The 24,256-nt window shown below is 66.3% G+C and carries 27 protein-coding genes and 1 pseudogene; 14 read left to right on the forward strand and 14 right to left on the reverse strand.

Annotated features, from left to right (window positions below; all coding sequences use genetic code 11):
• Window positions 1–26 precede the first annotated feature (26 nt).
• Genes EPN51_RS13740 through EPN51_RS13755 form a run of 4 tightly spaced genes read left to right on the forward strand, consistent with a single transcriptional unit; the run spans window position 27 to window position 2,921 of the window.
• Window positions 27–962: a hydrogen peroxide-inducible genes activator gene (locus EPN51_RS13740; RefSeq protein ID WP_293043439.1), complete on the forward strand. Its 936-nt coding sequence runs from the start codon at window positions 27–29 to the stop codon at window positions 960–962.
• 35 nt (window positions 963–997) lie between these two features.
• Complete coding sequence (locus EPN51_RS13745) at window positions 998–1,699, forward strand: EthD domain-containing protein (RefSeq protein ID WP_293043441.1); 702 nt, start codon at window positions 998–1,000, stop codon at window positions 1,697–1,699.
• Window positions 1,700–1,708: 9 nt separating this feature from the next.
• Window positions 1,709–2,152 carry a TIGR03618 family F420-dependent PPOX class oxidoreductase gene (locus tag EPN51_RS13750; RefSeq protein ID WP_293043442.1) on the forward strand — a complete coding sequence of 148 codons (444 nt, stop codon included), beginning with the start codon at window positions 1,709–1,711 and terminating at the stop codon, window positions 2,150–2,152.
• 19 nt (window positions 2,153–2,171) lie between these two features.
• Window positions 2,172–2,921: an enoyl-CoA hydratase-related protein gene (locus EPN51_RS13755; RefSeq protein WP_293043444.1), complete on the forward strand. Its 750-nt coding sequence runs from the start codon at window positions 2,172–2,174 to the stop codon at window positions 2,919–2,921.
• Window positions 2,922–2,969: 48 nt separating this feature from the next.
• Here the strand turns inward: EPN51_RS13755 and EPN51_RS13760 are convergent, their stop codons facing one another.
• Window positions 2,970–3,155, reverse strand: coding sequence for a (2Fe-2S)-binding protein (locus EPN51_RS13760; protein WP_064934839.1), 186 nt, complete (start codon window positions 3,153–3,155; stop codon window positions 2,970–2,972).
• Between the two features lie 339 nt (window positions 3,156–3,494).
• Between EPN51_RS13760 and bfr the strand changes: the two genes are divergently transcribed.
• From bfr to EPN51_RS13790, 6 genes are all read left to right on the forward strand, one after another.
• Window positions 3,495–3,974 (forward strand): bacterioferritin, encoded by a 480-nt coding sequence (gene bfr, locus EPN51_RS13765; RefSeq protein WP_293043451.1) that lies wholly within the window; start codon window positions 3,495–3,497, stop codon window positions 3,972–3,974.
• Window positions 3,975–4,009: 35 nt separating this feature from the next.
• Window positions 4,010–6,082 (forward strand): MDR family MFS transporter, encoded by a 2,073-nt coding sequence (locus tag EPN51_RS13770; protein ID WP_293043453.1) that lies wholly within the window; start codon window positions 4,010–4,012, stop codon window positions 6,080–6,082.
• 65 nt (window positions 6,083–6,147) lie between these two features.
• Window positions 6,148–6,642, forward strand: a complete 495-nt coding sequence (locus EPN51_RS13775) for a carboxymuconolactone decarboxylase family protein (RefSeq protein ID WP_293043455.1) — start codon at window positions 6,148–6,150, stop codon at window positions 6,640–6,642.
• A 111-nt stretch (window positions 6,643–6,753) separates the two neighbouring features.
• The gene (locus EPN51_RS13780) at window positions 6,754–7,635 is read left to right on the forward strand and encodes a TIGR03854 family LLM class F420-dependent oxidoreductase (protein ID WP_293043457.1); all 882 of its coding nucleotides are present in this window, start codon (window positions 6,754–6,756) and stop codon (window positions 7,633–7,635) included.
• Between the two features lie 65 nt (window positions 7,636–7,700).
• Window positions 7,701–9,053 (forward strand): glutamine synthetase family protein, encoded by a 1,353-nt coding sequence (locus EPN51_RS13785; protein ID WP_293044045.1) that lies wholly within the window; start codon window positions 7,701–7,703, stop codon window positions 9,051–9,053.
• An 11-nt stretch (window positions 9,054–9,064) separates the two neighbouring features.
• Window positions 9,065–10,180 carry an amidohydrolase family protein gene (locus tag EPN51_RS13790; protein ID WP_293044047.1) on the forward strand — a complete coding sequence of 372 codons (1,116 nt, stop codon included), beginning with the start codon at window positions 9,065–9,067 and terminating at the stop codon, window positions 10,178–10,180.
• A 405-nt stretch (window positions 10,181–10,585) separates the two neighbouring features.
• Here the strand turns inward: EPN51_RS13790 and EPN51_RS13795 are convergent, their stop codons facing one another.
• The 8 genes and pseudogenes from EPN51_RS13795 to ag85B all read right to left on the reverse strand — a co-directional run bounded on the left by EPN51_RS13795 (window position 10,586) and on the right by ag85B (window position 16,503).
• Entirely contained in the window at window positions 10,586–11,029 is a 444-nt protein-coding gene (locus EPN51_RS13795; RefSeq protein WP_293044049.1) for a nuclear transport factor 2 family protein, read from the reverse strand.
• Between the two features lie 101 nt (window positions 11,030–11,130).
• Window positions 11,131–12,452: pseudogene (locus tag EPN51_RS13800) on the reverse strand (cytochrome P450).
• A 56-nt stretch (window positions 12,453–12,508) separates the two neighbouring features.
• Window positions 12,509–12,931 carry a lipoprotein LpqH gene (locus tag EPN51_RS13805; protein WP_293043459.1) on the reverse strand — a complete coding sequence of 141 codons (423 nt, stop codon included), beginning with the start codon at window positions 12,929–12,931 and terminating at the stop codon, window positions 12,509–12,511.
• Between the two features lie 11 nt (window positions 12,932–12,942).
• Window positions 12,943–13,776 (reverse strand): SDR family oxidoreductase, encoded by an 834-nt coding sequence (locus EPN51_RS13810; protein ID WP_293043461.1) that lies wholly within the window; start codon window positions 13,774–13,776, stop codon window positions 12,943–12,945.
• Entirely contained in the window at window positions 13,773–14,252 is a 480-nt protein-coding gene (locus EPN51_RS13815; protein WP_293044051.1) for an SRPBCC family protein, read from the reverse strand. Before EPN51_RS13815 ends, EPN51_RS13810 begins: the two co-directional genes overlap by 4 nt.
• 35 nt (window positions 14,253–14,287) lie before the next feature.
• A complete protein-coding gene (gene rpfC / locus EPN51_RS13820) occupies window positions 14,288–14,782 on the reverse strand; it encodes a resuscitation-promoting factor RpfC (RefSeq protein ID WP_293043463.1) in 495 nt (164 codons plus the stop codon).
• 48 nt (window positions 14,783–14,830) lie between these two features.
• Window positions 14,831–15,415, reverse strand: a complete 585-nt coding sequence (locus tag EPN51_RS13825; protein ID WP_293043465.1) for a chorismate mutase — start codon at window positions 15,413–15,415, stop codon at window positions 14,831–14,833.
• Between the two features lie 95 nt (window positions 15,416–15,510).
• Complete coding sequence (ag85B, locus tag EPN51_RS13830; RefSeq protein ID WP_293043467.1) at window positions 15,511–16,503, reverse strand: diacylglycerol acyltransferase/mycolyltransferase Ag85B; 993 nt, start codon at window positions 16,501–16,503, stop codon at window positions 15,511–15,513.
• A 626-nt stretch (window positions 16,504–17,129) separates the two neighbouring features.
• Here ag85B and EPN51_RS13835 point away from each other — a divergent pair.
• The gene (locus EPN51_RS13835; protein WP_293043469.1) at window positions 17,130–18,269 is read left to right on the forward strand and encodes a hypothetical protein; all 1,140 of its coding nucleotides are present in this window, start codon (window positions 17,130–17,132) and stop codon (window positions 18,267–18,269) included.
• Window positions 18,270–18,287: 18 nt separating this feature from the next.
• Here EPN51_RS13835 and EPN51_RS13840 read toward each other — a convergent pair whose 3' ends face one another.
• From EPN51_RS13840 to EPN51_RS13850, 3 genes are read right to left on the reverse strand one after another with little or no spacing between them, the layout of a single operon-like run.
• Window positions 18,288–18,848, reverse strand: coding sequence for a YceI family protein (locus EPN51_RS13840; protein ID WP_293043471.1), 561 nt, complete (start codon window positions 18,846–18,848; stop codon window positions 18,288–18,290).
• Window positions 18,849–18,860: 12 nt separating this feature from the next.
• Window positions 18,861–19,874 (reverse strand): alcohol dehydrogenase, encoded by a 1,014-nt coding sequence (locus EPN51_RS13845; protein WP_293043473.1) that lies wholly within the window; start codon window positions 19,872–19,874, stop codon window positions 18,861–18,863.
• A 9-nt stretch (window positions 19,875–19,883) separates the two neighbouring features.
• The gene (locus EPN51_RS13850; protein ID WP_293043475.1) at window positions 19,884–21,170 is read right to left on the reverse strand and encodes a cytochrome P450; all 1,287 of its coding nucleotides are present in this window, start codon (window positions 21,168–21,170) and stop codon (window positions 19,884–19,886) included.
• 247 nt (window positions 21,171–21,417) lie between these two features.
• On the opposite strand from EPN51_RS13850, the gene EPN51_RS13855 reads away from it, so the two are divergent.
• The 3 genes from EPN51_RS13855 to EPN51_RS13865 all read left to right on the forward strand — a co-directional run bounded on the left by EPN51_RS13855 (window position 21,418) and on the right by EPN51_RS13865 (window position 22,424).
• A complete protein-coding gene (locus EPN51_RS13855; RefSeq protein WP_293043477.1) occupies window positions 21,418–21,822 on the forward strand; it encodes a hypothetical protein in 405 nt (134 codons plus the stop codon).
• 11 nt (window positions 21,823–21,833) lie between these two features.
• A complete protein-coding gene (locus EPN51_RS13860) occupies window positions 21,834–22,124 on the forward strand; it encodes a hypothetical protein (protein ID WP_293043479.1) in 291 nt (96 codons plus the stop codon).
• A 78-nt stretch (window positions 22,125–22,202) separates the two neighbouring features.
• Window positions 22,203–22,424 carry a hypothetical protein gene (locus EPN51_RS13865; protein WP_293043481.1) on the forward strand — a complete coding sequence of 74 codons (222 nt, stop codon included), beginning with the start codon at window positions 22,203–22,205 and terminating at the stop codon, window positions 22,422–22,424.
• 27 nt (window positions 22,425–22,451) lie between these two features.
• Here EPN51_RS13865 and EPN51_RS13870 read toward each other — a convergent pair whose 3' ends face one another.
• Together EPN51_RS13870 and EPN51_RS13875 are read right to left on the reverse strand one after the other, a co-directional pair.
• A complete protein-coding gene (locus EPN51_RS13870; protein WP_293043483.1) occupies window positions 22,452–23,582 on the reverse strand; it encodes a nitronate monooxygenase family protein in 1,131 nt (376 codons plus the stop codon).
• 113 nt (window positions 23,583–23,695) lie between these two features.
• Complete coding sequence (locus EPN51_RS13875) at window positions 23,696–24,157, reverse strand: hypothetical protein (RefSeq protein ID WP_293043485.1); 462 nt, start codon at window positions 24,155–24,157, stop codon at window positions 23,696–23,698.
• Window positions 24,158–24,256: the final 99 nt, after the last annotated feature.

The following is a 24,256-nucleotide window of genomic DNA, read 5'->3' on the forward strand; positions in this document are numbered from 1 at the left end:
TGATACTTCCCACTATACTTATAGGTATGACCGATAAGACTTATCAGCCGACACTAGCCGGGCTTCGCGCGTTCGTCGCGGTGGCCGAAAAGCGTCAATTCAGTAGTGCGGCAGTCGCTCTCGGCGTCAGCCAGTCGACCTTGTCGCAGGCCCTCTCGGCACTCGAGGCGGGCCTGGGTACCCGGCTCGTAGAACGCTCGACACGGCGTGTCTTCTTGACACCCGAAGGCGCGGAGCTGCTGCCGCGCGCCCAGGCCGTCGTCGAGGCGACCGACGTATTCACCGCAGCCGCCGCGGGCGCCTCGGATCCATTGCGGGCCGGTATGCGGCTGGGGCTGATTCCCACCGTGGCGCCCTACGTGCTGCCGACCGTGCTGGCCGGGGTCGCCGAGCAATTACCGGGGCTGACGTTGCGGGTGACGGAAGACCAGACCGAACGGTTGTTGGCGGTCTTGCGTGAGGGGGCACTGGACGCGGCATTGATCGCCCTGCCGGCCGCGACCGCCGGGGTCAGCGCGATTCCCATCTACGACGAGGATTTCGTTCTCGCCCTGCCTCCCGGCCATCGGCTGGCGGGCAAGCGTCGAGTTCCTGCGACGGTGCTTGCCGACCTGCCGCTGCTGCTGCTGGACGAGGGGCACTGCCTGCGCGACCAGGCGCTGGAGGTCTGCCACAAGGCGGGGGTGCGAGCGGAGCTGGCCAACACCAGGGCGGCGTCACTGGCGACCGCGGTCCAATGCGTGACAGGCGGTTTGGGTGTGACGCTGATTCCGCAGAGCGCCGTGCCGGTCGAGGCCTCGAGAAGCCGCCTGGGCCTTGCGCAGTTCGCGGCGCCGCGCCCGGGGCGGCGGATCGGCTTGGTCTACCGCTCGTCGAGTGGCCGCGACGAGTCCTACCGCCAGCTGGCCGGGCTCATCGGGAAGTTGATCAGCAGCCAACACCAAGTGCGGCTGGTGAAGTAGACCTACCCGACGCCCGCCGGCGGTAGGTTCGCCCTATGGAAAAGGTGATCGCGGTGCTCATGCGCGCCGACTCCGACGACGACTGGTGCGCCCGGCAGCGGGGCCCGGTCGCCGAGGCGCTGCTGGGGCTGGGCGTGCTCGGACTGTCGGTCAATGTTCGCGACGACGCCGTGCGCCGGTCGTTGATGACTCTCACGACGCTGGACCCGCCGGTCGCCGCGGTGGTGAGCATGTGGACCCAGCAGTGCTACGGCGAGCAGCTGACGGCGGCGCTCGAGTTGCTCGCCCAGGAGTGCGAGCAGCTCGCCGCGTATCTGGTGACCGAATCGGTTCCGCTGAGTGCGCCGGCCGTCGAGTTCGGTGCCCGCACACCGGGTTTGGCCAATATCGCGTTGCTGCGCCGGCCCGCCGACATGGACCGGGCGACGTGGCTGACCCGTTGGCAACGCGACCACACGCCGGTGGCCATCGAGACGCAGTCGACGTTCGGCTACACCCAGAACTGGGTGGTGCGCGCGCTCACGCCGGACGCACCGGGAATCGCCGGCATCGTCGAGGAGTTGTTCCCCGCGGAGGCGATCACCGATCTTCAGGCGTTTTTCGGAGCCGCCGACGACAACGATTTGCAGCACAGGCTAGGACGAATGGTGGCCAGCACGACGGCATTTGGCGCCAACGAGAACATCGACACCGTGCCGACCAGCCGCTACCTCATCAGCACGCCATTCACACAATGAGGAGTTCAGATGACAACGCTGCGCGACGCCGCGGAATTGGCCGCGGCGGAAAGCGGACTGGCGGTGGTATCCACCGTTCGCGGTGACGGGACGGTGCAGGCGTCGCTGGTCAACGTGGGCCTGTTGTCGCACCCGGCGAATGGTCAACCGGTTCTGGGGTTTACCACCTACGGCAGAGTCAAGCTGGCTAACCTGCGTGCCCGGCCGCAGTTGGCCGTCACCTTCCGCAACGGGTGGCAATGGGCGACCGTCGAGGGACGCGCGGAGCTGGTCGGGCCCGATGACACCCAGCCATGGCTGACGGATGCCGATCGGTTGCGGTTGCTGCTGCGCGACGTGTTCACCGCCGCGGGCGGCAGCCACGACAACTGGGACGAGTACGACCGGGTGATGGCACGGGAGCGACGCGCCGTGGTGCTGGTCGCCCCAACCCGCGTCTACAGCAACGGTTGAGCGGGCTTAGGCTGCGGGGGTGGCGCTGCAGATCGATGACGACAAGCGGGTGCGCACCCTCACGCTGAACCGGCCGGAGGCGCTCAACGCCTTCAACGAAGCCCTGTACGACGCCACCGCCGAGGCGCTGCTGGCCGCCGCCGACGATCCCGAGGTGGCCGTCGTCCTGCTGACCGGTGCGGGTCGTGGCTTCAGCGCCGGTACCGACCTGGGCGAGATGCAGGCCCGCATCACCGACCCGGACTTCACCCCCGGCAAGCATGGCTTCATCGGGCTCGTCAAGGCGCTCAGCGCGTTTCCCAAGCCACTGATCTGCGCGGTGAACGGCGTCGGGGTGGGGATTGGCGCCACGATTCTCGGCTATGCCGACCTGGCCTTCATGTCGTCGACGGCCCGCTTGAAGTGCCCGTTCACCAGCCTGGGCGTAGCGCCGGAAGCGGCGTCGTCATATCTGCTGCCGCAGCTGGTGGGCCGCCAGAACGCCGCCTGGCTGTTGATGTCGTCCGAATGGGTCGACGCCGGCGAGGCGTTGCGGATGGGTCTGATCTGGCGTGTCTGCGAACCGGACGAGTTGCTGCCGCAGGCCCGTCACCATGCCGAAATCCTTGCCTCACGGCCGATCTCGAGTTTGATGGCCGTCAAGCACACGATGATGGAACCGGTCCGCCCCGAGATTGCGGCGGCCACCGCGCGGGAAAACGCGCACTTCGCCGAGCTCATGGGCGCGCAAGCCAACGCAGCGGCGCTGGCTGATTTCAATAAGGGCTGACGCGTTTCGATAAACGCGTTTCGATAGCGGCTGATGCGGCGTCCGGGGTCAGGCCGACGGCGCCGTCTCTAATTTCGCCGAGTCGGCGAGGATCGCCCGCAGTGTGCGCCGGCAGCGACCGCAGTCACCGCCCGCCCCGCATGCCGCGGCGATTTCTTTGGATGTCGATGCGCCCTGCGCCACGACGTCGCACACGGTCTGGCTGGTGGCCCCGACGCACAGGCACACGTACATCAGCGCACCCCCTGCATGCGGGTATGTCCCTGGTCGAAGACTCGGTCATGCGAGCGCGTGTCAGCTCCGCGCCTGGCCTCCCGTATCCTCGGGCGTCCCGGCGAAGGTGCCGAACGAACGTGCCGCATATTAGTGGAGTCTAACCTAACTTGATTAGAGAAGTCTAACCTAATAAAGGGTTACCTAGGTCACTTCGGCAACGCACTGAGTGCAGCCAAACCTTGCTGGAACATTTGCGGCGGCCGTGGCAAAGTGCTGGTACAGCCCAAGTTTGTGCGCTCCAGCCCAGCGCATCGACCGCGGCCGAACATGACAGCCGCAGCCACCGTAGGAGTGAAAATGCAAGGGGATCCGGACGTTTTGCGTCTACTCAACGAACAGTTGACGAGCGAGCTCACCGCGATCAACCAATACTTTCTGCATTCCAAGATGCAGGACAACTGGGGGTTCACCGAGTTAGCTGAGCACACCCGTGCCGAGTCCTTCGATGAGATGCGCCACGCCGAGTCGATCACCGACCGCATCCTGTTGCTCGACGGGTTGCCGAACTACCAGCGCCTCTTCTCGCTGCGCATCGGCCAGACGTTGCGCGAGCAGTTCGAGGCCGACCTGGCCATCGAGTACGAGGTGATGGACCGGCTCAAGCCCGCCATCATCCTGTGCCGGGAAAAGCAGGATTCCACCACCGCCACCCTCTTCGAGGACATCGTCGCCGACGAGGAAAAGCACATCGACTACCTGGAGACGCAGCTGGAGTTGATGGACAAGCTGGGCGTGGAGCTGTACTCGGCGCAGTGCGTCTCCCGGCCACCCAGCTGACCTGGGCCGCACGAAATAGGTAATCTCGGGCTGGCATGACGAGCCCGAGAGCAGCGGTAAACCAGGCGGCCCCGGCGGCGGATTCCGCAGCCAGCGGCGAGCTGATCAGTCCGCAACGGCGGAACCTGATCTTTGTCGCGATCGCGCTCGGCATGCTGCTCGCGGCGCTGGATCAGACCATCGTCGCGACGGCGCTGCCAACAATCGTCGCCGACTTGGGCGATGCCGGACATCAATCCTGGGTTGTCACCAGCTATCTGCTCGCATCGACCGTCGTCACCGCGCTGGCCGGCAAGCTCGGGGATCTGTATGGCCGCAAGCGGGTATTCCAGGCGGCCATCGTTTTCTTCGTCATCGGATCGGCGTTGTGCGGGCTGTCCCAGTCGATGACCATGCTGGTGGGATCGCGTGCCCTGCAAGGGATCGGCGGCGGTGCGATCACCGTCACCGCCAGCGCGCTGATCGGCGAGGTCGTTCCGCTGCGGGATCGGGGCCGATACCAGGGCATCCTCGGAGCGGTCTTCGGCGTCACCACCGTCATCGGCCCACTGCTGGGCGGCTACTTCACCGACTACCTGACGTGGCGGTGGGCGTTCTGGGTCAACGTGCCGATCTCGGTGATCGTGATCTTCGTTGCCGCCGCGGCGATTCCGGCGCTGGCCGCGTCCGCCAAGCCGGTCATCGACTATCCCGGAATCGTGTTCATCGGCCTGGGCGCAACGGGCCTGACGCTGGCGACCAGCTGGGGCGGCACGCTGTATCCGTGGGGGTCGCCGACGATCATCGGCTTGTTCGTCGGCGCCGTGCTGGCGCTGGGCGTTTTCATGGTGGTGGAACGTCGCGCCGCCGAGCCGATCCTGCCCATCCGGTTGTTCGCCAGTCCGGTGTTCACCGTGTGCTGCGTGCTGTCCTTCGTCGTGGGCTTTGCGATGCTCGGCGCACTGACGTTCCTGCCGACCTACATGCAATACGTCAACGGCGTTTCGGCGACCACCTCGGGCCTGCGCACGCTGCCGATGGTGGTGGGGATGCTGATCACCTCGACCGGCAGCGGCACCCTGGTCGGCCGGACCGGCCGCTACAAGGTGTTTCCGGTGACCGGTACCGCGCTGATGGCGCTGGCGTTTCTTCTGATGTCGCGGATGGAGCCGTCCACGTCCGCCCTGATCCAGTCGCTGTACCTGGTCATCCTGGGAGCCGGTATCGGGTTGTCCATGCAGGTGCTGGTTCTCATCGTGCAAAACACGTCGAACTTCGAGGACCTCGGTGTCGCCACGTCGGGGGTGACGTTCTTCCGCACCATCGGAAGTTCGTTCGGCGCGGCGATATTCGGCTCGCTGTTCGTGAACTTCCTCAACAGCAGAATCGGCCCGGCCCTGGCGGCCAGCGGCGTCCCACCCAGCGCGGCCAGTTCGCCCGGGGCCCTGCACCGGCAGCCACATGAGGTGGCGGCGCCCATCGTGGCGGCCTACGCGGAGTCTCTCACCGCGGTTTTCTTCTGGGCCGCACCGGTCGCCCTGGTCGGTTTCGTACTGGCGCTGTTCCTGCGCGAGGTTCCGCTCAGGGATATTCACGACAGCACAGTGGATCTCGGTGACGCGTTCGGCATGCCGACCACCGAGACACCTGACCAGATGCTGGAGATCGCGATCGCGCGGATGTTGCGCGGCGAAACCGGCATGCGGTTGCGCAGCATCGCGATGCGACCCGATTGCCGGCTCGACGTCGCCGGGCTGTGGGGAGTGTTGCGCATCAATCGCTACACGCAGATGTACGGGGCCGCTCGTCTCACCGACATTGCCGACTATCTCCGGATACCGTTCGAGGTTCTCGAGCCCACCTTCTCGCGCCTGGTGGCTGACGGCTACGCGCAGGGTGACGGCGAACGGATGTGGCTCACCCCGGCCGGGGCTCAGCAAGTCGGCTACGTGCACTCGCTGCTGGTGGCCTGGCTCGTCGACAAGCTCGCCCGGTCACCGGGCTTCGAGGGCCGACCGGACCGCCGCGCGGTGCAGGCCGCGCTCGAACGCGTCGCGCATCGAGTTCTCGCCCAACGAGATTGGCATGACGAAGCGCCAACCACGGCTATCAACGCGGGCGCTCGCTAGCCGGTGGCGATGCCCGTTTCCCGACAACCGCAACCGCGGCCCTTGCGCGGGCGTACCATCGCGCCATGAGCCGAATCGGAACTTTTGCTGACGACGACCTGGCCGGCTGGTTCGCGAAGTCTCCGGACATCGGCGGCGCGCTCGGCGCCTTGAGCCAGGCGGTGTACACGAAAAACCGGTTGCCGTTGCGCACTCGCGAATTGGCGCGCGCGGTGATCGCCCGCCGCAACGAATGCGTCGTCTGCGCCAACACCCGCGACGAAGACGGGCCCGCCGCGGGCGTCGACGAAGAGCTGTACGACCACGCCCACGAGTGGCGCACCTGGCCCGGCTACAGCGGCCAGGAGCGGCTGGCGGCCGAGTTCGCCGACCGTTTCGCGACCGATCACACCGCCCTGCGCGACGACGAAGACTTCTGGAGCCGCTGCGCCGAACACCTCTCCGATGAGCTGCTCGCCGACCTGGCGCTGTCCTGCGCGTTGTGGGTGGGTATGGGCCGGGTGTTGCGGACCCTCGACATCGGCCAGGCCTGCAAGCTGACTATACCCAGCCGCGTGTAGCCGTTTCCCGCTCCGCACGTTCCGGGCGACCGGCGATGACGCGCGCCGGGGGCACAAAGTGTGGCGCCACGATGTTGCGCTACGGGTGAGACAACGCAGAGGGAGACGCCGGTGAAGGTTCGCTTCGGCGTCGGGCTGGGTGCGGACACCGCTCCGAATCAGCTGGCCGCCATCGTCGATCATCTCGAGGCCAACGGCGTGGACTCGCTGTGGTTTTCCGAGCTGGTGTACTCACCGGCGGTGGATCCGGTGGTCGGGATGGCCTATGCGCTCGCCCGGACGACTCGGTTGAAGGTGGGCACCTCGGTGGCCGTGCTGCCGGGGCGGCATCCGGTGCTGGTGGCCAAGCAGTTGGCGTCGTTGGCGGCCGTGGCGCCGAAGCGGGTCCTTCCGGTGTTCGGTTTGCGTTCGGCGATTCCGGCCGAGCGTGAGGTGTTTGTGGTTCCCGACGGCCAACGGGCGGCGGTCTTCGACGAATCGCTGCGGGTGCTGCGCTCGGCGCTCATCGAGGATTCGACGACGTTCGCGGGCCGATACTTCACCGTGACCGGGGCGGCGGTCGCGCCGAGACCGACACCGCCGCTGGACATCTGGCTGGGCGGGGCGGCACCGGCGGCATTTCGGCGCATCGGTGCGCTGGGCGACGGCTGGCTGGGCAGTTTCCTCACCCCGGCGGAGGCCAGGGCGGGGCGCGAGGCGATCGAGCGGGCCGCGGCGCAGGCCGGCCGACGCATCGAACCCGACCACTTCGGGATCTCGTTGGCCGTCTCCAATGGCGAGTTGCCCGCGGAGTTGGCCGCGGCGGTCCGCAAGCGTCGCCCGGACCTCGACCCCGATGAGCTGATCGCCGCCGGGTGGGATCGGCTGCACCACCAGCTGGACGCCTACCTCGAGGCGGGGTTGACGAAGTTCGTCATCCGGCCGGCCGGCAGTGCACCCGTGGACGGTTTCCTCGATCGGTTCGTCTCCGAGCTCGTCGGCCGCCAGAACTGATCGGCCGTGCCGGCGACGACGCGGTTTGCCATACCGGGCCGCCTCGAGGTTGCAGAATGACTGCCATGACCGGCACACCGCTTGCCGCCGCGGCGATCGCCCAGCTGGAGGCCGAGGGCGTCGACACGGTCATCGGCACCGTCGTCAATCCCGCCGGCCTCACCCTGGCCAAGGCGGTTCCGATCCGGCAGACCAACACATTCGCGGATCCCGGTCTGGGCGCGAGCCCCTCCTGGCACGCGTTCGCCATCGACCAGACCGGCATCGCCTTCACCGCCGATGTAGGTGTGGTGGGGGATCAACGTCTGCGCGTCGATCTGTCGGCGTTGCGCATCGTGGGCGACGGCCTGGCGTGGGCGCCCGCCGCGTTCTTTGAACAGGACGGCACGCCGGTACCCATGTGCGGCAGGGGAACGCTGCGACGGATCGAGGCCGCGCTCGCCGAAGCCGGTATCGAGGCGACGATGGGGCACGAAATCGAATTCCTTCTGGTCGGCCCGGATGGCGGACGGCTGCCGTCGACGTCGTGGGCCCAGTACGGCCTTGCCGGCGTGCTGGAGCACGAAGCGTTCATCCGGGACGTGATCGGGTCGGCGACGGGGGCCCGTATCGGGATCGAACAGATCCATCCCGAGTACGGCGCCAACCAGTTCGAGATCTCGCTGCCACCGCAACCCCCGGTGGCGGCGGCCGATCAGCTGATCCTGATGCGGCTCATCATCGGCCGCGTGGTCCGCCGCCACGGCCTTCGCATCAGCTTCTCGCCCGCACCTTTTGCCGACGGCGTCGGATCCGGTGCTCACCAACACTTTTCGCTGACTACGTCGGAGGGTCCGCTGTTCTCCGACGGCGCGGGCGCCCGGGGCATGGCGCCGGCGGGGGAGAGCGCCGTGGCGGGTGTTGTCCGCGGCCTTCCGGAAGCCCAGGGCGTGCTGTGCGGATCCATTGTCTCGGGTCTGCGGATGCGGCCCGGTAACTGGGCCGGCGCGTACGCGTGCTGGGGTACCGAAAACCGCGAGGCCGCAGTCCGATTCATCACCGGCGGGCCCGGCAGCCCGCGTGGCGGGAATGTCGAGGTAAAGGTCGTCGATCCCTCGGCCAACCCGTACCTGGCTTCCGCGGCCATCCTCGGGCTCGCGCTGGACGGAATCAAATCCGAGGCCGCGCTGCCGCCGGAGATCACGGTCGACCCGGCGGCCCTCTCCAGTGCCGACCGCGAGCGTGACGGCATCGTGCGCCTGACCGATTCGCAGTCCGAGGCAATTGCGGCACTTGATGCTTCGGAGCGGATGCGCGGCATTCTGGGCGATCAGGCGGTCGACATGGTGGTCGCGGTTCGCCGGCTGGAACACGAGCGCTACGGCGATCTGGACCCCGGGCCACTGGCGGATCAGTTCCGCATGGCCTGGAGTCTGTGACAGGGCTGGAAATGACCGCCGACACCCGTGACCTGGCCGAGCACATCGGCACAGTGTCGCTGATCGATCAGCACGTCCACGGTTGTTGGTTGACGGCCGGGGAGCGGCAACGATTCGAGAACGCACTCAACGAGGCCAACACCGAGCCCATCACCGATTCGGGTTTCGACTCACAACTCGGGTTCGCCGTGCGAGCTCACTGCGCTGCCGTTCTGGGCCTGCCCAAACATGTCGACCCGCGGGCGTATTGGGAGCGTCGTCGCCAGTTCGGCGAAGACGAACTCGCCCGCCTGTTCTTGTCGGCCGCGGGCGTATGCGACTGGTTGGTGGATACCGGGATCGGAAGCGACGGGGTCGCCGGGGTTGCGGATATGGCTCGGCTGTCCGGCGATCGCGCGCGCGAAATCGTGCGCCTCGAGGAGGTGGCCGAGCAGGCCGCGCAGGCGCCGGGTGACTATGCGGCGGCATTCGAGGAGATCCTGCGCGAGCGCGCGGCCGGCGCCGTTGGCACCAAATCGATCCTGGCCTACCGCGGCGGATTCGAGGGCGACCTCAGTGAGCCGTCGGCAGCGGAGGTTGCCGAGGCCGCCGGCCGGTGGCGCGAGGGCGGCGGGACCCGGTTGCGGGACCGGGTCCTGCTGCGGTTCGGATTGCACCAGGCGCTGCGGCTCGGCAAGCCATTGCAATTTCACGTCGGGTTCGGCGATCGTGACTGCGACCTGCATCAGGCCAATCCGGTTCTGCTGCTTGACTTTCTGCGCCAGTCGGCGAACGTTCCGATCGTGCTGTTGCACTGTTATCCCTACGAGCGTGAGGCCGGCTATTTGGCGCAGGCGTTCAACAACGTCTATCTTGACGGCGGGCTGAGCGTGAACCACCTGGGGGCGCGGTCGCCGGCGTTCCTCGCGCGACTGCTGGAGATGGCGCCCTTCTCCAAGATCCTCTACTCGTCAGACGGATTCGGCCCCGCGGAACTGCACTTTCTCGGAGCGGTTTTGTGGCGCCGGGGTATCCACCGAGTGCTTTGCGAATTCGTCGATAACGGCGACTGGAGCGAGGCCGACGCAATCCGGGTGGTCGATCTCATCGCCCGCGAGAACGCCGAGCGTATCTACAACCTCACGTAGCCCGGCAACCGGCCATGAGAAGGGATTCGGGCACAAATTTTTCACAAAATCCGATGTAACCAACCGTCCGTGCGCATAGGCTTTCCAAAGACGAATCGGGCGACGTCACCAAACTGAGGCAACAAGGAGGTTTGGGCACATGTTGTCCCGTGCTGCGGTCACCGCGGCCGTCGTTCCCGTCGCCGCCGCCTTGGCGCCTCCGGCCTACACGTCACCCAGTGGCGGTTGCTACACCGCCAGTCCTGGTGGCTGCGTGCCATATCCCCCACAGGGCAGGTTGTAGTCAAGCCCTAGCGCAGTTTGTGCCGAGGGATCGCCGGAATGGCCCATGAGGGGTGGCCATGCCGGCATTCCACGGCACCGCGTATCGAACCGGCGCAGCCCACTCCCTGAAAAAGGGAATTGTCAGACCAGCGCCGACGCGTCGAATACCCAACTGGTATCCCCATTTGCCAAGCCCTCGAAGTGGTTCGGGGGAGCGAAGGCCACCAGGCTGTTCATGTCCCAATAGTCTTTCCAGACCGTGATCTTGCCGTCGACGACTTTGTGGACCGTCACGAATCGCAGCACGCCCTGCTCTCCGGTCGCGAATGTCCATGTCTCAGAGTGCTCGTAGAGCACATCGGAACCGTTGGACACCAGCACGCCGGTGTGGTTCTCGTAGCCCGCGAGGTGCTCGAGCCCCATCTTGAGGCGTTTGACGATGTCCTCCGGACCGCGGGCCGACAAGGCCGGGACCGGCATGTCGACATAGAGGCAGTCGTCGGACAGAAACGTCGTGATCGCTTCCCAATCGCGCCTCGAAAGGGCCTGCCACAGCCCACGTACGACATCCTCGACCGCGATCATAGATACCTCTGTCATACGGGCAAATAAACTCGGTTACCGCGTCGGTGTCAACCACCTGCGTCGACCCGCGCGCGTCGGCCCGTGCTGAGACGCGCGGACGGCTAACTCTCGGTGGCGGCCATCGACCGGGCCGGCCCCAGCGCACCGGCAGCGACGACCATCCCCGCAGCACGCGGGTCTCGCGCCTGCTGCCGGCACCTGCCGCGCGCACCTCGGGGAAGCGGTCGAAGAACGTGCGCAGCCCGACTTCGCCCTCCGCGCGGGCAAGGGCCGCACCCAGGCAGAAGTGCCGACCCCCGGAGAATGCGAGATGCCTTCCAGCATTCGATCTTTCGATGTCGAAGCGGTGCGGATCCTCGAACACGGCCGGATCCCTGTTGGCGGCAGCCAGATACACCAGCACCAGGTCGCCGCGTGCGAGCTGCCGCCCCGCTATCTCGACATCGTCGAGCGCCATCCGCGCGGTCAGCTGCACCGGCGATTCCAGCCGCAGGATCTCTTCGACCGCGTTGGGCCACAATTCCGGGCGGCGTCGTAGCGTCTCGAGGTGCTGGGGCGCGTCCAACAGCATGCGAATCCCGTTGCCGAGCAGGTTCACCGTGGTCTCGAAGCCGGCCGCCAACACCAGTCCGGCGATCGCCTGAAGCTCGTTCTCATCGAGATAGGTTTCCGCAGAGCCGCTTTCGGCGGTCTGGATCACCTGGCTCATCAAATTGTCGCTGGGGTCCAGGCGCAGCCGCCGCAGATGCTCGGTGAGCCAGGAGCTGAAGCCGGCGATCCCGTCCTGCACGCTGCGGTACTGCCGCCACGGCAATCCGATGTCAAGGCTCGGCGCGGCCAGCTCACCGAATTCCAGGACACGCGGCCGGTCCGGCTCGGGCACGCCGAGGATCTCGCTGATGATCGACACTGGAAGCTGCGAGCAATAGCGTCCGACGATGTCGACCACGCCGGACTCGCCGGTCAACTGGTCCAGCAGGTCGGTGGCCGTCCGCTCGACCCGGTCTCGCAGCGCGGCGACCGCCCTGGGCGTGAACACGGCCGACACGGTCTTGCGGTAGCGGGTGTGGTCGGGCGGCTCGACGGCCAGCAAGGACGGCGCCCGCAGCGGATGCAGAAGGTCGTCGCGGGTGCGGCGCTCCAGCCATCGCAACGGTGCCGGCAGATTCGATCCGAAGATCAGCACCCGGAAGTCGTCGGACCGCAGCAGCTCGTGGGCGAGTGCGTGGTCGGCCGCCAGGTACGCGACACGGCCCTTCACCAGCTTGCCCCGGGCCCGTACTTCGTCGTAGAAGCGCACCGGGTCGGCGGCCACCGCCGGATCGGCGATCAACCTGGCCTGGACGTCACCGCGGCGGGCTCCGAACGCGGCGACGCCCCGGATGAAGCCGTGCATCGCGAACCAGTGCAGTCGCTCCTTCACCGGCCCCTCCTTCGCTCAGGTGTCGTTACGAGCGTAGGCCTCGAGCGTCGAGAGAATCAGCACTCCGCAACGATTTTGAAGTCGGTGGTCACGACCTTGTTGGGGTTGCTGCTGTTGATGCCGTACGCGCTACCTGTGATGGTGTACGCGTCGTTGGTGAGGTCGACATGCGCATCGCCCACCCCCCCTTGCCAAAAGCTGCCGGTGAAGCCGTCGACATTACGAATCTTGATCCACTGCGGCATGACCCGGTAACCACTGAGCAGCACCACCGCTTCGACGCCGCCATCGTGGTCGCCGATGTTGATGGTCCGATACATCTGGTCTTGCCGGCACGCCGGGGGACGCGTCATGTGCGTGGCGCCATCGATGGTCAGACGGGCGGCCCGACGCGGTGTCGTCTGCGCCGCGCTGCACCCCGCGACGCCGACGACAACCGCTGCCATCGCCAAAGCCACTGTGCACAAGCGGTTTTGCACCAGCCGACTCCCTACTGCCGCTTTGGCATCAGCGCGGGTAGGGACTTGACGATACTGCGTCGCACGAATTCCGGGCTCAGGCCCTTGAACAAATCAATCAAGCGAATGCTCTTGGGCACGTACCAATGCAACCGCCTCTGATTGTGGTAGGCCCGCCACGCCGTCTCTGCCACGCTGCTTGCCGGCATCAACCGGAGCATGCCCTTTTTGGGCGCGATGGCGCGCAACTCTTCGGCTGTTCTCGGCGCGCCGCCGTCGTCGGAGTGGTTGGTCGTCGTGGTGAGGATGGCGGTGTCGATCAGACCGGGCAGCACGTCGGCGACGCGCACGCCGTGTCGCTGCCACTCCACGCTCAGGGCCTCGGTCAGCCCCTTGACCGCGTGTTTGGTCGATGAGTAGACGGCGAGGCGGGGCATGCCGTAGGTCCCCGAGGAGGACGACGTCGAGAACATCAGGCTGCCGGGGGCCTTCTTCAGGTAGGGCAGCGCGGCGTACGCACCGGTCAGCACGGCTTTGTAGTTCACGTCGACGACGCGCATCGCGGCGTCATAGGGTACGTCCTCGAACCAGCCGGATTCGCCGATTCCGGCGTTGTTCCACATCATGTCGAGCCCGCCACCGGTATTGCCGGCACAGAAGTCGGCGAGGGCGCCATCGAGGGCCGCCTTGTCCGTCACGTCGACGGCGCGGGTCCACAGCCGATCGTCACCCAGTTCTTCCTTCAGCGTGACCAGGCCGTCGTCGTTGCGGTCCACCGCCCCGACCCGCCAACCCTTGGCGTGGAACAGCTTTGCGCCCTCGCGACCCATGCCACTGCCCGCGCCGGTGATGAAGACCGATTTCACGACGCGTCAGCCTCGACCACGTCTTTGATGCGGTTCAGCGTCTTGGTCATATCGCGGATGTTGCGGCGCTTGCGCAGAAAGCCGCCGAACAACCAGTACACGCCGAGCCATGGCGCCGGGTTGAGCCGAAACGACTCGGTGACGTCCGTCCCGCCACCGCTGGGCGCCAGTCGGTAGTGCCAGTTGTTGACCTCCCGATCGCCGAGCAGAACCGTAAAGCCGAATTCGCGACCCGGTTCGCACGCGGTGACCTTGCAGGTCGTCCAGTACACCGGTCCCATTTCATTACGCCGGACGTGACCGCGGAATTTCGCGCCGGGGGCCGGGCCGGTCGCATCGCCCAGCCACTCGGCTTCGAAAACTTCCGGGGAAAAGCGTCCGATGTTGCGCACGTCCGCGATGAGATCCCAGATCTTGGCCGCGGGCGCCGCCATGTGAACAGTCGCCGAACCTTCCATGGGCTGATCCAAACACAGCTTCGTGCTGGGTCATAGACCACGCGGGCGTTTCGTCAGCGCGGGATGGCCGCCTGGATCAGCCCGTTGATGATCTGCTTGATGCCCTGGGCGGGGTGCGAATACCAACCGATCGGAAGGCCTGACTGCGCACCGCACTTTGGCCAGGGCTCCACGCCCTCTTGAGCGAAAACCCGGTTGGCCACAGCGATTTGCTGCTCCCTGGATGCGGCCGCCGGGTTTCCGGCGCCGCCGTAGCGGGCCCAGGTGCCTGGTTTGAATTGCAGTCCACCGTAATTGCCGTTGCCGGTGTTGGCGTGCCAGTTGCCACCGGATTCGCATTGAGCGATCGCGTCCCAGTTGGGAGCGGCGTCCGCGCTCACCACACCTGTGGACGAAGCCATCGATGCTGCAACGAACCCGCCGACCGCTACGGACTTGACGAGAAGCTTGCAGAGATTCTTCATGTCAAGCTTTTCGGCGCGTGTGGCCAAAGCGTTACCTATTCGAAAATGGCGCGAGATATGCCTTCTATCTGCGGGAATCGCCATATTGCGAGGCCGAAAGAAACGGTTAGAGATTGGTGAGGAAAAACTAAATTATTGCTGGCAATACGAGTGTGTCGCTGACCACAGGGCCCGTTGAAAAAGGCCGTCGAGTTGGCGTTCCGCGATGATGCCGCTCCTCGCGGCGTCGAGCTGCAGCGCGCACGCCGGCGAGTGCAGCAGGGCCCAGTTGGCCGATATCTGAGTCAGCATCGCCCGGTTGAGGCCATCGATCGCCGACCGTGACGCCGACAGGTTCGGCGAGTCGACCGGAGCGTCACCCGGGTTCAGTTTCCAGTCCGCGAACCGGCTGTACTCGATGGCCTCCATAGCGCTGATCTGGTCACCGAAGACCCGGGAGACGTAGTCGCGGTCGATGTGTTCGGCGACGGCCTCCTCGCCCAGTTTGGCCAACTCCTGCCGGACGCGTACCGGGTCTTCAACGGCCCCGTGCGTATTCCACTTGTAAGCGGCCACCGGCTCGGCAACGTGTAACCGTTGCGCGGCGGCGTCGACCAATGGAGCCAGCGGGCTCACGGTGTCGGCCCGGGCCGGGGCTGCCAGCATCGCCAGGCTGCCGGCCACAACACCGCAAATCGGAAGGAGGTTGACGCGGCGCGCACGCGTGCTGCGGGGCATGACGACGATTCTGACGTGATTCGCGCCCCTTAACGCACCACCGCGCCTGACGGTGTTGTCGTCAAGCGCAGTAGTGGCCGCGGGTGGGCGATAGGTTATCCGCCGCCGCCCTGGGAAGCGCCCAGCGCGCTTTGCAGGTCGGGCTTCATGGCGTTCAGCTGAGCTCCCCAGTACTCCCAGCTGTGTGTTCCGTTGGCATTGAAGTTGAACACGGCGTTGTGGCCGCCGGCCCCGTTGTAAGCATCCTGGAACTTCAGGTTGCTGCTGCGCACGAAGTTTTCCAGGAACTCGGCCGGCATGTTCGCCCCGCCCAGCTCCGACGGTGTCCCGTTACCGCAGTACACCCAGAGCCGGGTGTTGTTGGCGACGAGCTGCGGGATTTGCAGACTGGGGTCGTTGCGCTGCCAGGCCGGGTCGCTCGACGGGCCCCACATGGCGTCCGCCTTGTAACCACCGGCATCTCCCATCGCCAACCCGATCAGCGAGGGGCCCATGCCCTGGGACGGATCCAGCAGTGCCGATAGCGATCCGGCGTAGACGAACTGGTTGGGGTGATTGACGGCCAGGATCATCGCCGAGGAGCCGGACATCGAGATGCCGACCGCGGCGCTACCGGTGGACTTGACGCCCTTGTTAGAGGCCAGGTACTGCGGCAGTTCACTAGTGATGAAGGTCTCCCACTTGTAGGTCGAGCAGCCGGCCTTTCCACACGCCGGCTGATACCAGTCGGCGTAGAAGCTGGATTGACCGCCGACCGGCATGATGACCGACAGGCCCGACTGGTAGTACCACTCGAACGCCGGGGTGTTGATGTCCCAGCCGTTGTAGTCGTCTTGAGCCCGCAGCCCGTCCAGCAGATAAACCGCGGGGGAGCCGTTGCCGCCGCTTTGGAACTGGACCTTGATGTCGTGGCCCATTCCCGCGGACGGCACTTGCAGGTACTCCACGGGCAGGCCCGGCCGCGAAAATGCATTCGCGGTCGCCGCGCCGCCGGCAATACCGATCAGGCCGGGCAGGGTTGCAGCCGCTGCTGCACCGACCAAAAGTCGACGCCCCCAGGCCCGGACCATCTCGCTCAGATCTGTCATACCTGCCCCTTGTCGGATGTGATCGCAGTCTCACAGGAATTTACCGTGTCAGTCCGTCAAATGTCGATTAGGACGCGAACGCGTCTCGGTTTCGCATCGCTTTTAACCTCGCAATTTCGCCACCCGGACATCCGGGCGGCGACGATCGGCGAGTACCCGCTCAACGTCCGACCAACCGGTCTTCCGCGAAAACTGACAGGCAGCGGCGCCGTCTAGCGGGGGAGCGCCGAAAGCGCACGTGATAGAGCACGATAGAGAGCGCCCCCAATGAACCCGGACCGGGATTTCGGCGCGACGGTAAGCGATGAACAACTCGTGGCGCCTTCGACCGCTGGACGGTGCGCCGTCGATGCGCCCCCGAGGGCGGCAATTGTTCGCATCACCGATAAAACGACGCGGTGCCCAGCGCTGTTCAACCACGAACGTGGATCCCCCGCGTGTCGCGGGGCTGATGCCGACCGGGGCGGCCGGGCTTGCGCCGACCGCGTAGGCTCTGTCGAAGCAAGCCGATGAAGACCACGCTATCCCGGGTCTGTTCCGGCTCTCACGAACCTCCGCACCTGCGGTTTCATGGTGCGCGTCGGTGTGTCTGAGAGCCGAGGCGCGGGACCGATTGGGGCATAGATTTGGACACGGTACTTGGCCTGTCAGTGACGCCGACCGCCGTTGGGTGGGTCCTCGCTGAAGGACACGGCGCAGACGGCACCATCCTGGATCACCAGGAGTTGGCGCTGCGCGCCGGCCGGGGTGTCCGCGCCGTGAGTACCGCGGAGCAAGTGGTAGACGAGGTATTGCGGGTCGACACCGCGGCGACCGCGGACGATCATCGCCTGCGTGTCATCGGAGTGACCTGGAACGACGAAGCGTCCGCACAGGCTGCGCTCGTGTTGGAGGCGTTGACCGACGCGGGTTTCGACAACGTCGTGCCGGTCCGGTTCCTCGAGGCCATCGAGACTTTGGCGCAGGCCATTGCACCCGTCATCGGTCACGAACAGACCGCGGTCTGCGTTTTCGACCGTGACGTCACGACCGTCGTCATGGTCGACACCCACGACGGGAAGACCCAGACGGCGACCAAGCACGTGCGCGGCGGCCTCGACGGCCTGACCCGCTGGCTGACCGGCATGTTCGACCGTAACGGATGGCAGCCGGGCGGCGTTGTCGTCGTCGGCGCACACAGCGACATCGACGGCTTCTCGTGGCAACTCGAAAAGACGTTGCCGGTACCGGTTTTCGTACAGTCGATGGCCCAGGTGACGATCGCGCGGGGTGCGGCGCTGTCCGCGGCCCGCAGCACCGAGTTCACCGACGAACGGCTGGTGGCGCGCCACAGCGAACCCATTTCATCAGCGCCCGCCCGGCAACGGCGGTTGTCTTATGCCGGAGCCCTCACCGCGCTGGCCGCCGGTGCGATCACCTTCGTCGGCTCGGTATCACTTGCGGTGGGGATTCACGTGGGTCCGGCCAGCGCGACCGCGTCAAAGCACGCCACCCATCCGCCCACGCCGCAGGCGGCCGAGGCCGTCAAGGCCGTCGCGCCGCTTCCGGCGGCCCCACCGGTCAAGCGGCCCGCGGCACAGGCCAGGCCGCAGGCCGGCGAACCGGCCGCTCCGGCAGACCAGCCGGGCGCCGGTGGCGAACGGCAATTGGATACCGATAACCGGCAGCAGCCCTACCTGACCCGGGTGCTCGAGCACATTCCCGGTGACACCGGCGACCCGGCGGTCGATTCGGCGCCGCATTCAGCGGCTGAGCCGCAGCCCTGATTCCTCCCGAGCTGAAATTCAACCGTCCTTGGCGTGAACCGCGGTGAAGGTCAACGACACGTCGTCGGCGACCTGGACCGAGCCCATCAGCAGCGAGTAGGGCTTGACGCCGTAATCGGTTTGGCGGACCGTGGATTCACTCGACATCCGCCATGAGTTTCCGAGATCCTCTGTGCGCAAGTCGATCACGTGATCACGGCAGACGCCGCGGATCTCCAGGGTGCCGGTGAGGCGGTATCCGTGGTCGGCCTCCTCGATCGCGTCCGCGGTGTAGCGTATCTCGGGGAATCGGCTGGCGTTCAACGACTTCAATGCATTGGAGCGCACCTGGGTCTTCTCGAGCGCAGACAGCCCTTTGACGCCGCCCGCACCGCGCAGCACCTCGAACGAATCGACCTCGACGGCAAGCTCCGCGCTGACGGGTCGGGAGCCGTCCCAGCTCACCGTGGCACGCCAGCGCGACATCGCGATGGTGAGACGATGGCCCATCCGTGCCGCTCTGCCGGCAACGCCGGTGTGGAGCAATAATTCGCCGTCGGCGGGGCCGATCGTCCATGCCGGGCCTTTGTCAGGAGTCACGAACCGACTGTGTCACACGGTCAAAACGGTGCGGTAATGCGCTCGCCCCTGCTCCAATGCCGCATAGCCTTCGGCCGCCTGCGACAACGGCAGCTCCTCGATCCACGCCCGAACACCGGACAGGACCGCGAAACCCATGGTGTCTTCGACCTCTTTGGCCGTGCCGGAGGGATGACCGACGATGCTGAGCCCCGGGGTGATCAGCTGTACAGGGCTGATAGGCAATGGATCTGGGGTGACGCCGATGGTGAGCAACTCGCCCCGGGGCGCAAGCCCACCCACCGTGTCGGCCATAGCCTGGGCGTTGCCGGCGGTACCCAGAACCACCGCCGCCCCGCCCAACGCCTGCAGCGCTTCGGAGACGTCGCCACTGGTGGAGTCGATGTAGTGGTGGGCGCCCAGCTTCCGGGCGTCCTCGGCTTTGGCGGCGCCCCGGGCGATCGCGATGGTCTCGAACCCCATCGCCCTGGCGAACTGCACGCCGAGGTGTCCCAGCCCACCGATGCCGAGGATGGCCACCCGGTCGCCCGGCAACGCTTTGGTGTGGCGTAGCGCGTTGTACGTGGTGACCCCGGCACAGCCCATCGGGGCCGCTTCCGCATCGGAGAGCTCCGACGGAATCCGGGCCATGGCGCTGGCCGGCACCGTGACGGATTCCGCGTAGCCACCGGGATAGTGCCAGCTCGGGACCTTCCCATTCACACAGTGGATGAAAAGGCCTCTGCGGCAAGGGTCGCAGCGGTAACAGCAGCCGCCGAACCACCCGACCGCGACTCGATCGCCCACGGCGAAGTCTTGGACGCCGTCGCCGAGTTCGGCGATCCTGCCGGCGATTTCATGCCCGGGCGTCAACGGCCACGACATGTCGGGAAAGCCCCCGTGCACGAAGGCGCGGTCGGTGCCGCACACGCCGCACGCGGTGACCGCAATGCGCACCTCGCCCCGGCCCGGTGGTCGAGTCTCGACCTCGACCAGCTCTAAGGGGCCGCCTACGGATTGGATCCGGACGGCGTGATGCGTGGGCATCGGCTTAGCTTAATGCGCGACAGGGGGTTTCGCCGACCCATCGGTGTGGTAGTCCACCTGCCAGTGCTTGATTCCGTTGAGCCAACCCGACCGCAGCCGTTGCGGCTTGCCGATCGATTCCAGGTCCGGGATGCCATCGGCGATCGCGTTGAACATCAAGTCGATCGTCATCCGGGCCAGGTTGGTTCCGATGCAGTAGTGCGCGCCGGTTCCGCCGAACCCGACGTGCGGGTTGGGATCACGCAGGATGTTGAAGGTGAACGGGTCGTCGAACACTTCCTCGTCGAAATTGGCTGAGCGATAGACCATTACGACCCGCTGGTCCTTCTTGATCTGCACGCCCGACAATTCGTAGTCCTCTAGCGCGGTGCGCTGAAACGACGTGACCGGGGTGGCCCACCGGACGATCTCGTCGGCCGCGGTACCGGGACGCTCCTTCTTGAACAGCTCCCACTGATCCGGAAAGTCGGTGAAGGCCATCATGCCCTGGGTGATCGAGTTGCGAGTGGTCTCGTTGCCGGCCACCGCCAACAGGATCACGAAGAAGCCGAACTCGTCGTCGGACAGCTTGTGGCCGTCGATGTCGGCCTGGACCAGCTTGGTGACGAGATCGTCCCCCGGATTCTTCGTCCGCTCGGCGGCCATCTGCATGCCGTACATGATGAGCTCGACCGAGGCGGTGATGGCGTCGTTGTTGGCGAACTCGGGGTCCTGGTCGCCGACCATCTCGTTGGACCAGTGGAAGAGTTTCTTGCGGTCTTCCTGCGGCACCCCCATCAGCCCGGCGATGGCCTGCAGGGGCAGCTCGCACGACACCTGTTCGACGAAGTCGCCGCGGCCCTCGGCGGCCGCTTCCTCGACGATGCGGCGGGCACGCTCGGCGAGGTCCGGGCGCAGGAGCTCGATGGCCCGGGGAGTGAAGGCCCGCGAGATGATCTTGCGCAGCCGGGTGTGCTGCGGCGCGTCCATGTTGAGCAGGACGAACTTGCCACGCTCGATCTGCTCGCCGACCGTACCGTCCTTGTAGCGCGGCAGCGCGGTCTTCGCCAGGCTCGAGAAGACGTCACTGCGCCGCGAGATCTCTTTGACGTCCTTGTGCTTGGTCACCACCCAGAAGCCGCCGTCGTCGAACCCGCCGACCCCGAGCGGTTGTTCGTTCCACCAGATCGGCGCTGTCCGGCGCATTTCCGCCAGCTCTTCCACCGGTAGCCGCTCGGCGTAGATGTCCGGGTCGGTGAAGTCGAAGCCGGGAGGCAGGTTGGGGACCGGCGTGGTGGTTGGCTCGACGGTTGGCATGGCCCGCTCCTCGATGACGAAGTGGTCTAGTCGTCCTTGTGCTAGGAAACCATTGCTGCACCACGGTTGGGAAGCATTGACACAACATCGGCGGGGGCAAATTGGAACGTGTTCCTCACCGGGGCGTCTTCGTGCGCACCGGGCCGCCGCCGGGGATCGCGGCCGCGCGCCGAAACCACCTTGTGGCTGACGGCCCGACCGATATGCTCTTGGTGCAGGTCACCGGTGACGACAGGCGGGGTGGAACATGATTCGGGAATTGCTGAGCGCCGCTTCGATAGCGGGCATCACGATCGGCATGGCGCCGTGCGCGGCTGCCGACCCGCACTACGAGGGCGACGTTCCGGGCTTGAATTACCAAGCTTCGCTGGGCGCTCCGTGCGACAACTACGAGCGCTTCATCTTCGGGCGAGGCCCCAGCGGACAGGCCGAGGCCTGTCATTTCCCGCCGCCCAATCAGTTCCCGGCGGCCACCGTCGGGTACTGGGTGATTTCCTACCCGCTGTATGGAACCCAGCAGACCGGCGCGAAATGCCCGGGCTCGCAGGCAGCCGCGCAGACCCCGGACGGGCTTCCGATGGTGTGTCTGGGAGACCAGGGGTGGCAACCCGGATGGTTTACCGGGGCAGGATTTTTCCCGCCCTCCGACTGATCGGTACGACGATGAAGCGTAGTGAGCCCGGCGCGTCACCCGTGCCCCGCTGGCTACGTTTCGTCCTGGCCTCGGATCGCGTCGGGTCGGCGTGGTACATCGGCGCCGGATTTTTCTTCGCGCCGGTGCTGGCCGTGGTTTCGCCGTGGCCCACAGTCACCACCGTGCTGTGGGTCATCATCGCGCTGGCCGGGCTTGGGCTGGGGCTGCTGGGCATCGCGATGGCCATGGGGCTGGCCCGAATAATGCGCTCCGGGGCCGAAATTCCCGAAGACTACTGGCGCTCCCTGGTGCACTACTAAGCCTTAGCGCCGGCGAGAAAAGGTGGCTTGCCCCGTCTAGAGTCGAAGTAACGAACCCGCAACAAAAGGAGACTCGAGATGGCCTTCAATCCCAAAGATGCGGTCGACGCGGCGAAGGACATCGCGACCAACGCCGTCGAGAAAGCCTCCGACATCGTCGAGCACGCCAGCGACATCATCCGGGGTGACATCGCCGGCGGCGCCAGCGGCATCGTCGCGAATTCCATCGACATCGGCACGTATGCGCTGGACCGGACGAAGGAAGTGTTCACCGGCCGCGAGGACGTCGACGACGTCTAGCCCGGCTGGCCAGGCAAGCCTTCGTCGTCAGACGGAGGCGGCCTCGTTGAGCTCGTCGAGCCTGTTCGTGGCTTCCAGGTACTCCTGCACCCAGCGCTCGATGACCGTCGACGTCTTCTCCACCTTGGTGAACTGCCCGACCACCTGGCCGACCGGGTTGAACGCGACGTCGACGGATTCGTTGGGGTAGCGGTTGGTGGCCCGCACCGCCATGCCGGACACCATGTACTGCAACGGCATGCCGAGGGGCTTCGGGTTGTCCGGCTGCTCCCACGCCTCGGTCCAGTCGTTGCGCAGCATGCGGGCCGGCTTCCCGGTGAAGGAGCGGCTGCGGACGGTGTCGCGGCTACCCGCCTTGACGTAGGCCTCCTGCTGAACCGGCGTGTTCGAGGATTCCTCGACCATCAACCACTGCGATCCGGTCCACGCGCCCTGCGCGCCGAGAGCCAGCGCCGCCGCGATCTGCTCGCCGCTGCCGATGCCACCGGCGGCCAGCACCGGGACCGGGGCGACCTCCTTGACGACCTGCGGCCACAGCACGATCGAGCCCACCTCGCCGCAGTGGCCGCCGGCCTCGCCGCCCTGGGCGATGATGATGTCGACGCCCGCGTCGGCGTGCTTGCGGGCCTGCGAGGGGGAGCCGCACAGCGCGGCCACCTTGAGTCCCGCGTCATGGATGTGCTTGATCATGTCGGCCGGCGGCGTGCCGAGCGCATTGGCGATCATCTTCACCTTCGGGTGCTTGAGCGCCACCTCGACCTGGGGCGTCGCCGTCGCCTCGGTCCAGCCGAGGAGCTGCAGGGTGTCGCCGTCGCTGTCCTCGACCGGGACGCCGTGGTCGGCGAGGATCTTCTTTCCGAAGTCCAGGTATTCCTGCGGAACCATCGCCTGAAGCTGCTTGGTCAGCTCTTCGGCCGATAGGTGCGAGTCCATGCCCTCGTACTTGTTGGGGATGACGATGTCGACGCCGTAGGGGTGGTCGCCGATGTTCTCGTCGATCCAGTTGAGCTCGATCTCCAGCTGCTCCGGCGTGAAGCCGACGGCCCCGAGCACGCCGAACCCCCCGGCCTTGCTGACCGCCACCACGACATCGCGGCAGTGCGTGAAGGCGAAGATCGGGAACTCGATGCCGAGTTCGTCGCAAATAGGGGTGTGCATTACAACTCCTGGGATGCTCGCCGAATTGGAACGTGTTCTAGTTTAGTACGGGGCGCACTGACGTGGCCAGCCGGTCCTGACCTCCACCCCACTACTACGACCCGTCGCTGACGTCAGATTGCGGTGCTGCTGGCTATCCAGAGGATGAGGAACGCGAGCATGCAGCCCGCACACAGCAGATGGTCGCGGCAGACGGACCGGGCCAATCGCGTCTGCTCGGGCGGGCTGTCCTCACGGTGGCCGAGTCGCACCGCGTTGGGCACCGTGTGCGTCATTGCCAGCATGACCGGAATACCGGCAAGCGCGGCCGACGTCACCAGCAACCACCCGGGGTCGTGTCCGCGCGCGGCCCCCAGCACGAGCGTTCCCAGCAACGCGGCCATGACGAGCGCGATCACATAGCTCATCGGTCGCGATGACGTCGTCGCGCGGTGGTAATAACCCGCGATGGACGCGAGCACGGACTCGGGCAGCTCGGTTGCCTTTCGGTGGCGCAGAACCTGGACGTCAAAGATCAAATCCATCCACAACACGGCGAGCAGGAACCCGCCGCAGGCCATGAGCAACGAGGCCATGGCACTCACCCCTCCGATCCATCCCCGGCTCCGCGCCGGCAGCGCAGTCGCCACTGGGACCCATTGTTCCCGGCGGCGCAAGCGGCATCGGGGCGCCGG

The organism is Mycobacterium sp., from assembly GCF_004298145.1.
GTDB lineage: Bacteria > Actinomycetota > Actinomycetes > Mycobacteriales > Mycobacteriaceae > Mycobacterium.